This is a genomic window from Desulfoplanes sp. (assembly GCF_054921335.1).
On record NZ_JBUDSQ010000121.1, the window covers coordinates 1 to 4,852 of the forward strand.

Sequence of the window (4,852 nt, forward strand, 5' to 3'; positions counted from 1 at the left end):
TCGACATGTCCGTGGCCAACATGACCCACAAACGCGAACGCGACAAATCCATCGACTTTTCCATCACCTATTTCTTCGACGGACAGAAAGTCCTGGCCAAAAAAGGCAAATTCAAAACCCTCAAAGACCTGGTCGGCAAAAAAATCGCCACCACCCAGGGGACAACTTCCGAGATCAATATCAGGAAACTGCTCAAGGATCTTGGCGATCCCAATCCCAACGCCCATGTCAAGTCCTTCCCCGACTACGCATCCGCCTTTGCCGCCCTGCAGATGGGCAGCGTTTCCGGCTTCACCACCGACTCGACCATCCTTCTCGGCTATGCCGCCAAGGAACCCGGCAAGTATGAACTCGTCGGTGATTTCTTCAGCAACGAGCCTTACGGCATCGGCCTTCCGGAGAACGATTCCAAGTGGCGCGACACCGTCAACTTCACCATCCAGGACATGTGGGAGGACGGGACATACATGAAGATCTACAACAAGTGGTACGGCCCCGATACTCCGTACTCCTTCCCCATGACAGAACAGATCGAAATGTGGCCGTAAATTTAGTAATGCTGCGATGAGAAACTCCGGCGACCCAGGATTGAGTGGGTCGCCGGAGTTAATGTTGTATAAATTTAAAAATTTTTGAAATTTAAGCGATTTAAGAAATTATGGTATCTTGAGTTTTGTGTGGAAGTATGAAGTCCGAGGGATCGATAACCCAGAAGAGGCGACATGCGTTACTCCCGCTTTGAGGAATTGCCTTGCTGGCAAAAGGCCCGCGAACTTTGTCAGAGTGTTGGCAAGCTCATCAACACGACTCCGTTGGGAAAAGATTTTGCTTTGCGGGACCAGATTTCCCGTTCCTCCGGTTCTGTCATGGATAATATAGCCGAGGGATTTGGAAACTGTTCTGCCAAAGAATTTTGCAGATTTCTAGGATATGCATTGCGCTCGACCAACGAAGTTCAATCACAGTCTTACAGAGCTCTTGACTGCGGATACATTTCCCAAGAAAGCCACTCCAAAATTCAAAATCTCACCAACGAATGCCAAGCCCAAATCAAAGGATTCCGCCGCTACCTCTTTTCCATCGATAAAAAATAACCCCCACCCAATTTTAAATTTCTAAAATTTCTAAAATTTCTTAAATCTCTTAAATCTCTAAAATCTCTTAAATTTCTTAAATTTCTAAAATCTCTTAAATCTCTAAAATTTCTTAAATCTCTTAAATCTCTAAAATTTCTAAAATTTCTAAAATTTCTAAAATTTCTTAAATTTCTTAAATTTCTTAAATCTCTAAAATTCGATAAATCTTATGTTCCGCTATTGGCTTGAAAAAATCTGGGTCCAATATCTTGTCCTCTTTGCCTTCCTCGCAGGGGCCGTGTATTATTGGGGATTTGCGTTCAACTTTGGGTACGACTTCCAATGGGATGTCCTCTATGTGCCCAATGAAACCTATGACATGGTCTTTGGCATCGAACTCCTCAAGGGGCTTTTGACCACCGTAAAGATCACCCTGATCAGCTCGGGTATCGCCCTGTTCCTCGGGACCCTGTTCGGCCTGGGTCGCCTATCCGCCTTCAAGCCCTTTTACATCTTCTCCTCCTCCTATGTGGAGTTTTTCCGGAACACGCCGCTTCTGGTCCAGCTCTTTTTCTGGTATTTTGCCCTGCCCATGGGCCTTCCGGAAGCCTGGCGGGGATGGGTGTTCGAACACAATTTCGAATTCTGGTCCGCAACCATCGGGCTGTCCGTGTATACCGGCGCATTCATGGCCGAGGTCATCCGGGCGGGCATGCAGTCCATCCCCAAGGGGCTCCTCGAAGCCGCCTACTCCTCCGGGCTGACATATTTCCAGGCACTGCGGACGATCATCCTTCCTCTGGCCTTTCGAGCGATCATTCCGCCCCTTGGCAGCGAATTCTTGAACAACATGAAGAACTCTTCCCTGGCCATGGTCGTCGGCGTGGCCGAACTCTGCTGGCAATCGCAGCAGGTGGAATCGCTGACATTCCGGGGATTCGAGGCGACCACGGCGGCGAGTGTTCTCTATCTCGGCCTTTCCCTGGGTATTTCGGCCATCCTGAACATGGTCAACATGCGTCTTCGGATCAACGATGGCCATACGCCCAAAAAAGGAGTGGCCATATTTTTGGGCAATATCCTTTTCTGGCCCTTTGAAAAACTCTGGCTCCTGCTGACCCTTTCTTCCGGAATCATGGGCAAGCAAACGTCCGGCCTCACATATTCAGGGACGATGCTTGTCTGGAAAAAGACGCGTACCCTCCTGGCACGCGGTATCGTTCTGCTCGGCCGGTGGGCCTTTGTCGCCTTTTTGGTCTTTATTCTCTATGGATTGGTCCTTGGACTGGCCCACTTCAAGTGGTCGGTCATCTGGGAAAACCTGCACTCTCTGCTCATCTGGAAATTCCCGAGCGATGATCCAAACGATGTGCTCTGGGGGATCGGAGGGCTTTCCGCGTCCATCGCCATGGCCGTCATTTCCATTTCGGTCAGCTTTTTCATCGGGCTGGTCGTCGGTCTCGGCAGGGTCTCAAAAAACGTCGTCTTCAGGCTCCCATGCACCCTGTACATCGAGATCATAAGGGGCAACCCCCTCATCCTGGTCATTTTCTGGGTCTACTTCTTCATCCCCATCTTCATCAAATCCTATCTGGACGTGTTCTGGTCCGCGACCATCGCCCTGACCATCTTCACCGGGGCCTATCTGGGCGAGATAGTCCGCTCCGGCATCCAGAACATTCCCAGGGGCCAGGTGGAAGCGGCCTACGGCACGGGACTCAGCTATGCCTCGACCATGATCCACATCGTCCTCCCCCAGGCCCTCAAACAGATGATCCCGGCCATTGTCGGCCAGTTCATCGCCATCTTCAAGGACACCTCGCTTGCCTACATCATCGGCGTGCTCGAACTGACCTTCGTGGCCCAGGGCCTGAACAGCAGATTGATGATTTATCCTTTTGAAATTTATACGGCCGTGGCGGTCTTGTATTTCGTGTGCTGCTATTCCATGAGCATTGTGGCCAATCGCCTGGAACGAAGGCTGACGCCGGGTGGGGATGCACGGATGGTGATGTAGGCCGGTCTGAAAACCATTGACCCGATACCAATATCAACGCATGAACGGACCGGCCGTGGTCGGCCGGTCCGTTCATGCGTTCCACCCCCAAAAAGGTTGCCTACCCACCTGTGAGCTCAATGAATCCCATCAAGAACCCCCAGCACCAGCAAAGCATCTATCTGGCCAAACGCGTGGCCAGGTATTTTTTCAAATACAAGTACCGCATCGTTCTCTCTTTCATATCTCTAGCCATTGTCTCCGCCTGCACAGCGGGCACCGCCTTTCTGGTCAAACCCGCATTGGACAATATTTTCATTGAGAAAGATGAATCCTCGCTGCTGTTTATCCCCATCATCCTGGTGATTATGTTCGCCCTCAAGGGTTTTTTCATGTTTCTTCAGAAATATGAAATGAATTATTGCGGTCTCAAGGTTCTGGAGGAACTGCGCAACGAACTCTACTCCAAAATCATTTGTCTTCCGACCAGTTTTTTCAACGAATCCCAGGTAGGCATGCTCATGTCCCGGATTGTCAGTGACGTGGAGCTGATCCGGAGCAGCATGCCTGAATTCATCCGCTTGGTCCGACAGGCAATCACCATGGTCGGCCTTATTGCGTTGGTCATTTACCGCGATCCGTATCTGGCCTTCTGGGCCCTGTTGGTCTTGCCGCTCACAGGCTGGCCGTTCATCTTCTTTGGCAAAAAACTGCGCAAGATCGGCCGTAAAAACCAGAAACAGATCGCCACCATTACCACCCTGCTCCAGGAAACCTTTAACGGACTTCCAGTGGTCAAGGCCTGTGCAACGGAAAAGCTGGAGAACAGCAAATTTGAAGACAAAAACGCCGGACTGGTCAAGATCGCGGTGCGGGGCGTCATGTATAATGAAATGTCCTCCCCGATCATGGAACTCATCGGGGCCGTGGGGATGGGGCTGGTCATCTGGTACGGCGGCAGTCAGGTCATCGCCGGCAACTCCACCCCGGGGACCTTTTTTTCCTTCATGACCGGTCTGATCATGCTCTATGAGCCGTTCAAAAGCATCAATAGCGCCAATATGTCTATCCAGCGGGCCCTTGCCGGTGCAGAACGGGTCTTTGAAATCCTGGATTCTAAAACCATCAATGTCGAAACCCAGGGCGATCGGCTCTATGACCACCGTTTCCAGTCCCTGCGCTTTGACAAGGTCACCTTTGCCTATCCAGGGACAAAAGAGCCGGCACTCAAAGATATCAACCTCGATATCCAGGCAGGAAAACGGATCGCCATCGTTGGATCGAGTGGTTCCGGCAAAACCACCCTGGCAGGGCTCATCCCCAGATTCCACGATCCCTGCAGCGGTCAGATCCTGCTCAATACGATCCCCCTGCCCGAATTCACGCTGGAGAGTTTACGTACAGGAATCGGGATCGTCTCCCAGGACGCATTCCTCTTCAACGCATCCATTGCCGACAACATCTCCTACGGCCAGCTGGACATGGATCCAGAACAAATCAGACAAGCGGCCCGAGCGGCATACGCCCACGACTTCATCGAAGAATTACCCGAAGGCTACGACACCATTGTGGGCGAACGCGGGGTCAAACTCTCAGGCGGGCAGAAACAACGCATCACCATCGCCCGGGCCATTTTGAAAAACCCCTCCCTGCTCATCCTGGACGAGGCCACCAGCGCCCTTGATACAGAGTCTGAAGCCATTGTCCAGAAGGCATTGGACAACCTCATGCACGACAGGAGCAGCATCGTCATCGCCCACAGGCTTTCCACCGTGATCTC

4 protein-coding genes are annotated in these 4,852 nt (G+C 51.5%); all 4 read left to right on the plus strand.

Features of this window, described 5'->3' with window-relative positions; translation table 11 throughout:
- The coding region (locus tag ACY692_RS14060) for a transporter substrate-binding domain-containing protein (protein ID WP_462326010.1) at positions 1–548 on the plus strand (548 nt) is incomplete at its 5' end.
- Between the two features lie 174 nt (positions 549–722).
- Complete coding sequence (locus tag ACY692_RS14065) at positions 723–1,094, plus strand: four helix bundle protein (protein WP_462326011.1); 372 nt, start codon at positions 723–725, stop codon at positions 1,092–1,094.
- Between the two features lie 211 nt (positions 1,095–1,305).
- Positions 1,306–3,093: an amino acid ABC transporter permease gene (locus ACY692_RS14070; RefSeq protein WP_462326012.1), complete on the plus strand. Its 1,788-nt coding sequence runs from the start codon at positions 1,306–1,308 to the stop codon at positions 3,091–3,093.
- Between the two features lie 74 nt (positions 3,094–3,167).
- Positions 3,168–4,852, plus strand: a 1,685-nt coding sequence (locus ACY692_RS14075) for an ABC transporter ATP-binding protein (RefSeq protein WP_462326013.1), incomplete at its 3' end; no start/stop codon positions are given.

Excerpts from the sequence above, each read along its gene's own strand:
- ACY692_RS14065 (WP_462326011.1), top strand. The coding sequence starts at position 723 with ATGCGTTACTCCCGCTTTGAGGAATTGCCTTGCTGGCAAAAGGCCCGC.
- ACY692_RS14070 (WP_462326012.1), top strand. The coding sequence starts at position 1,306 with ATGTTCCGCTATTGGCTTGAAAAAATCTGGGTCCAATATCTTGTCCTC.